The organism is Photobacterium aquimaris (genome assembly GCF_002954455.1).
Lineage (GTDB): Bacteria > Pseudomonadota > Gammaproteobacteria > Enterobacterales > Vibrionaceae > Photobacterium > Photobacterium aquimaris.
In genome coordinates this window covers 2,021,332-2,027,331 of sequence record NZ_MSCC01000001.1, presented here as the reverse complement: position 1 = coordinate 2,027,331, position 6,000 = coordinate 2,021,332, and the positions used below count along the sequence as shown (strand labels likewise).

At 43.0% G+C, this 6,000-nt stretch carries 3 protein-coding genes and 2 tRNA genes; 3 read left to right on the top strand and 2 right to left on the bottom strand.

Annotation, left to right across the window (positions count from 1 at the left end):
- Positions 1–58: 58 nt before the first annotated feature.
- A tRNA-Tyr gene (locus BTN98_RS08860) sits at positions 59–143 on the bottom strand.
- A 92-nt stretch (positions 144–235) separates the two neighbouring features.
- Positions 236–320, bottom strand: a tRNA-Tyr gene (locus BTN98_RS08855).
- A 182-nt stretch (positions 321–502) separates the two neighbouring features.
- On the opposite strand from BTN98_RS08855, the gene BTN98_RS08850 reads away from it, so the two are divergent.
- The 3 genes from BTN98_RS08850 to rluF all read left to right on the top strand — a co-directional run bounded on the left by BTN98_RS08850 (position 503) and on the right by rluF (position 5,967).
- A complete protein-coding gene (locus BTN98_RS08850) occupies positions 503–1,576 on the top strand; it encodes an efflux RND transporter periplasmic adaptor subunit (protein ID WP_060997374.1) in 1,074 nt (357 codons plus the stop codon).
- Positions 1,576–4,701, top strand: a complete 3,126-nt coding sequence (locus BTN98_RS08845) for a multidrug efflux RND transporter permease subunit (RefSeq protein WP_060997373.1) — start codon at positions 1,576–1,578, stop codon at positions 4,699–4,701. Before BTN98_RS08850 ends, BTN98_RS08845 begins: the two co-directional genes overlap by 1 nt.
- Positions 4,702–4,866: 165 nt before the next feature.
- Positions 4,867–5,967, top strand: coding sequence for a 23S rRNA pseudouridine(2604) synthase RluF (rluF, locus tag BTN98_RS08840; RefSeq protein WP_060997372.1), 1,101 nt, complete (start codon positions 4,867–4,869; stop codon positions 5,965–5,967).
- Positions 5,968–6,000: the final 33 nt, after the last annotated feature.

Genomic DNA, 6,000 nt, shown 5'->3' with positions numbered 1-6,000 from the left:
GGTTATTAAAGACCACTTCAATAACCGAAAAGTCGTTATAAACAACTCTTCAAAATGATGGTGGTGGGAGAAGGATTCGAACCTTCGAAGGCAGTGCCGGCAGATTTACAATCTGCTCCCTTTGGCCACTCGGGAATCCCACCACGGGATGTTGCTATAAATTAGTTGAAGCTATGATGATTAAAGGCCACTTTAACCATCGAAAAGTCGTTATAAAACAACTTTTCAAAATTAATGGTGGTGGGGGAAGGATTCGAACCTTCGAAGGCAGTGCCGGCAGATTTACAATCTGCTCCCTTTGGCCACTCGGGAACCCCACCACAAGTGCGGGGCGGATAATAACAAACATTTCAGCGCTGTAAACCTTTTTTATTATAATTATCGAATGCTTGCTGGATTTTTCATCAGTAAGCTAAATTTTGCTTAACTTTACATTTCTTGACGTTATTCAAGCTTGAGTTCAGATATTATTCGGCTAGGATTTTTATGATGGTTTTAGCAAATGAAAAAAATGGCCGTAGCAGTATTAGTCACCGCAGTATTATCAGGCAGTTACTTTTACTTTCAAGGAACGTCACACGCTGCGCAAAATAAATCACAGCCACAGCGTTCACAACGTATTGTCTCTGTCATAACAGGTGAAGTAACGTCAGTTGCCGTCGCTCAATCGTTATCTTTAGTGGGTAAATTGCACGCTCAACAAGCGGTGAATGTTGCAGCAGAAGTCTCTGCTAAAATCAAAACTATTGCTGTACCTGTTAATACGACAGTGACCAAGGGTCAATTACTGATCCAACTTGATGATGATAAAGCGGTCGCGGCTTACGATGAAGCATTGGCATATCGCAATGATGAGCAACGTAAATTAGCACAATTTGAACGTTTGCTAAGTCGTGGTGCAATTACCAAAACTGAGATTGATGCTCAAGCAGCCAGCGTTAGTATTGCTAATGCGCGTTTAAAAGCGGCGCTTGCTAATCTTAACGATCATGCGATTCGTGCTCCATTTGATGGCACTATCGGATTGTATGATTTTAGTCCGGGACACATGACAGCGGCAGGTAGTGAGCTGTTTAATTTTGATGACCTTTCTTCTATGCGTCTGGATATTGAAGTTCCAGAACAATATATCTCCTTTTTAAAGGTTGGCATTAACGTCACAGCTCAAAGCCAAGCATGGGGCGAACGAGCGTTTGTTGGCAAAATTCAAGCGATTGATTCACGTGTTCAGCCCGATTCACTCAATATAAAAGTTCGCGTGGTATTTGAAAATAAAGATCATGCCTTAAAGCCAGGAATGCTACTTGCGACCGATATTGATTTTATTCCGCAGCAACAGGCGATTATTCCTGTGCAAGCGTTAGAGTATTCAGGTACTAAACGTTACGTCTACATTGTTGATGGTCAACATCAAGTTCATCGCACCTTGGTGGAGCTTGGCGAGCGTATTGATAATAACGTAGTGATCAAAAAAGGCCTTAACATCGGCGAGCGAATAGTGGTGCAAGGGTTAGTCAATATGCGTGACGGCATCACCATCAAAGACATCACTCCAGCGGTTGGAGTAGCAAGCTAATGTGGTTATCTGATATTTCAGTCAAGCGACCTGTGGTTGCGATCGTATTAAGTTTGTTGTTGTGTGTATTTGGTATTGTGTCTTTCTCTAAACTGGCTGTACGTGAAATGCCAGACGTTGAAAGCCCTGTTGTCACTGTAATGACCACTTATGAAGGCACATCTGCATCGGTGATGGAAAGCCAAGTTACCACGCCGATTGAAGATGAGTTATCTGGTATTAGTGGTATCGAAAATATTACCTCAATTACCCGTAATGGTATGTCGCGGATCACAGTTGAATTCAATATGGACTGGGATCTGACCGAGGGAGTAAGTGATATTCGTGATGCTGTTGCTCGTGCCCAGCGTCGTCTACCGGATGATGCTAACGATCCTATCGTCTCAAAAGATAACGGCTCGGGTGAGCCTGCAATCTACATTAATCTATCGTCATCAGAAATGGATCGTACTCAGCTAACAGATTATGCCCAGCGAGTATTAGAAGATCGGTTTAGCCTATTAGACGGTGTCAGCTCAGTCAGTTTAAGTGGTGCTTTATACAAAGTCATGTATATCAAGCTGCAACCAGTATTAATGGCAGGGCGTGGTATTACCACTAAAGATATTGTTAATGCACTAAAAGATGAAAACGTTGAATTACCCGGTGGTGAAGTACGTAATGATCAAACGGTGATGTCGGTACGTACCGCACGTTTATATAAAACCGTTAATGATTTTAAGTATTTAGTGATCCGTAAAACAGCAGCGGGTACACCGATTTATCTTAAAGATGTTGCAGATGTCAGCATTGGTGCTGAAAACGAAAATTCGACCTTTAAAAGTAACGGCGTGGTTAATTTAAGTTTAGGCATTGTGACGATGTCAGATGCTAATCCGCTTGATGTCGCTAAAGAAGTGCGCGCTGAAGTGGCAAAGATGCAAAAGTTTTTACCGCAAGGCGCATCGCTAACCATTGATTATGATGCAACGGTGTTTATCGAACGCTCAATTAATGAAGTCTATAGCACTCTGCTAGTTACGGGCGCGCTGGTTATTTTGGTGCTGTATATCTTTATTGGTCAAGTACGGGCAACCTTAATTCCTGCTGTAACTGTGCCAGTTTCATTAATTTCGGCGTTTATTACTGCATATTTCTTTGGCTTTTCAATCAACTTGCTGACTCTGATGGCGTTAATTCTAGCAATTGGATTGGTGGTCGATGATGCGATTGTGGTGGTTGAAAACGTTTTTCACCATTTACAACGAGGAGAATCACCATTACTTGCGGCCTATAAAGGTACCCGTGAAGTGGGATTTGCAGTTATTGCGACCACTGCGGTATTGGTGATGGTGTTTTTACCGATCTCGTTTATGGAAGGCATGGTCGGGCGATTATTTACTGAGTTCTCAGTGTTACTGGCAATGGCAGTTATTTTCTCATCTCTTATCGCATTAACCCTAACGCCGGTGATGTGTAGCAAATTGCTCAAAGCGAATGTGAAGCCAAATAGGTTTAATCTGTGGGTAAACCGTCAGTTTGAACAATTAGAAAATGGTTACCGTCGCATTGTGACAGTGGCAGTCAAAAAACGTTTTGTCGCTCCATTAGTGGTATTAGGCTGTATTGCTGCTAGTGCTGGATTAATGAAAGTGATCCCTGCCCAACTCGCGCCCCAAGAAGATCGCGGAGTATTATTTGCATTTGTAAAAGGGGCAGAAGGCACCAGTTATAACCGTATGATCGGTAACATGGATCAAGTTGAAGCACGCTTATTACCGTTATTAGGCAAAGGAGTATTGAAATCAGTTAGCATTCAGTCTCCAGCCTTTGGTGGGCGAGCTGGGGATCAAACCGGCTTTGTGATCATGCAATTAGAAGATTGGAATGATCGTACCGTGAGTGCGCAACAAGCCTTGGGTCTGATCAGCAAAACATTGGCAGGTATTCCTGATGTACGGGTAATGCCGATGATGCCAGGTTTCCGTGGTGGATCTTCAGAGCCGGTGCAATTTGTATTGGGCGGCGCTGATTATCAAGAACTGTTTAAATGGGCGACTAAGCTTAAACATATTGCTGAAGATAGCCCGTTAATGGAAGGTGCTGATTTAGATTATGCTGAAACCACGCCTGAGTTATTGGTTAATGTTAACCGTGAGCGCGCGGCTGAGTTAGGCATTCCAGTCACTGAAATTGCTGAAACATTAGAAGTAATGTTAGGTGGACGCAGTGAAACAACCTTTGTTGATCGCGGTGAAGAATATGATGTTTATCTGCGTGGTGATGAAAATAGTTTTAACAGCTCAACCGATTTAAGTCAGATTTATTTACGGGCGAAAAATGGCAAACTAGTGACGCTTGATACTGTTGCGTCAATTGATGAAGTGGCATCAGCGCAAAAGTTAAGCCATAACCAAAAGCAGAAATCGATCACGTTAAAAGCAAGTCTTTCTGAGGGTTACACCTTAGGCGATGCACTTGATTTTCTTGATCAGCAAGCGATTGATACGCTGCCATCAGATATTACGGTTAATTATGCTGGCGAATCACAAGATTTTCGTGATAACCAAAGCAGCATATTAGTAGTGTTTGGGTTAGCGTTATTGGTGGCTTATTTAGTGCTAGCAGCGCAGTTTGAAAGCTTTATTAACCCGCTGGTGGTAATGCTAACGGTGCCGATGGGGATCTTTGGTGGCTTAGCTGGACTTTGGATTATGGGCCAAGGGCTCAATATTTATAGTCAAATCGGGATGATCATGTTGATCGGTATGGTAACCAAGAACGGCATTTTGATCGTTGAATTTGCTAACCAACTGCGTGATAAAGGGATTGAGTTTGAACAAGCGATTGTTGATGCCTCGGTGCGTCGTTTACGTCCGATTTTGATGACAGCTTTCACGACATTATTTGGTTCATTACCTTTAATTTTATCAACAGGTGCTGGTGCAGAAAGTCGTATTTCAGTCGGTACCGTCGTGTTCTTTGGCATGGCATTTGCCACTTTAGTAACGCTATTGGTGATCCCGGCGATGTACCGCTTGTTATCAGCGAAGACGAAATCACCAGGCTACATTGAAGCGCAGCTAGAAAAAGAACTGCAGCGTGATTATGTTGGCCGTATTAGTCACGGTGATTTACCAAAGTAAATAATATCAGTAACGAGTAGTGAGTTTGCGCGAGCTTAAAAACGCGCTACTCGCTACTCGCCTCACAATCAGTTAAACTCCTCTCATAACAACTATCGAGTAAGTAAACTACAATTGAGTGGTTTATTACCCTGATCGACCTAAAGCCCTTTATAGAAGAAAACCATGTCACAAAATTCTACTGACCAGCAGAGCCCAAAAGGGGTTCGACTTAATAAATTTATCAGTGATACAGGCTATTGCTCACGCCGTGAGGCGGACAAGCTGATTGATCAGGGACGTGTAACCATTAATGGCACCGTGCCTGAAATGGGCATGCGCGTAATGGATAACGACGAAGTATTGGTTGATGATAAACCACTACGCAGTAAAGAGCGTCCAATTTACATTGCACTAAATAAGCCAACCGGTATTACTTGTACTACTGAGCGTCATATTGAAGGTAACGTGATTGACTTTATTGGTCACCGTAAGCGTATTTTCCCGATTGGTCGTTTAGATAAGCCGTCTGATGGCCTTATTTTCTTAACCAATGACGGTGATATCGTTAATAAAATTCTGCGTGCAGGTAACTCGCATGAGAAAGAATACGTTGTTCGTGTTGACCAGCCGATCACGCCTGAGTTTATTGAAAAAATGTCATCAGGGGTTGAGATTCTAGATACGGTTACTTTGCCATGTAAAGTGACTAAAGAAACGAATTTTTCATTCCGTATCGTGTTGACTCAAGGCTTAAACCGTCAAATTCGTCGTATGTGTGAAGCGTTAGGCTATGAAGTATATAAACTTCGTCGCGTACGTATCATGAACATTACTATTGATGGCTTACCAAACGGTAAATGGCGTTATTTAACTGATGCTGAAATTGCTGAAATTCAGCAATTAATTTCACAATCAAGCGGTACTGAAGAAGCATCAAAAACTGATGCTGAAGGCCGTACGATTGCCAAAGCGACTGATGCTAAGTTGTATGATCACCGTGCTCAAGAAGCACGCAATGAAAAACATGCCGCTGAAAAGCAGTTTAAAACTTACCGTGGTACAGGTGAGTTTAATCGTCGTCCCGATGGTGCTAACCGCAGCAGCCGTAACAACGAAGATCGTCATAGCCGCAATGCCAGCCGTGGCGCTCGCACAGATGCACCGCGTCGTAATAATGATGACCGTCCTGCGCGTACTTCTGCGCCAAGCCGTGATACCAACAAGCCAAGCTTTGGTGGTAAGAGCAACGGTATTAAGAAGTGGAAATCAAAGCGCGAAGAGTAACAGCGCGTTGTTAGAAACGAGATAGTGAGTTTC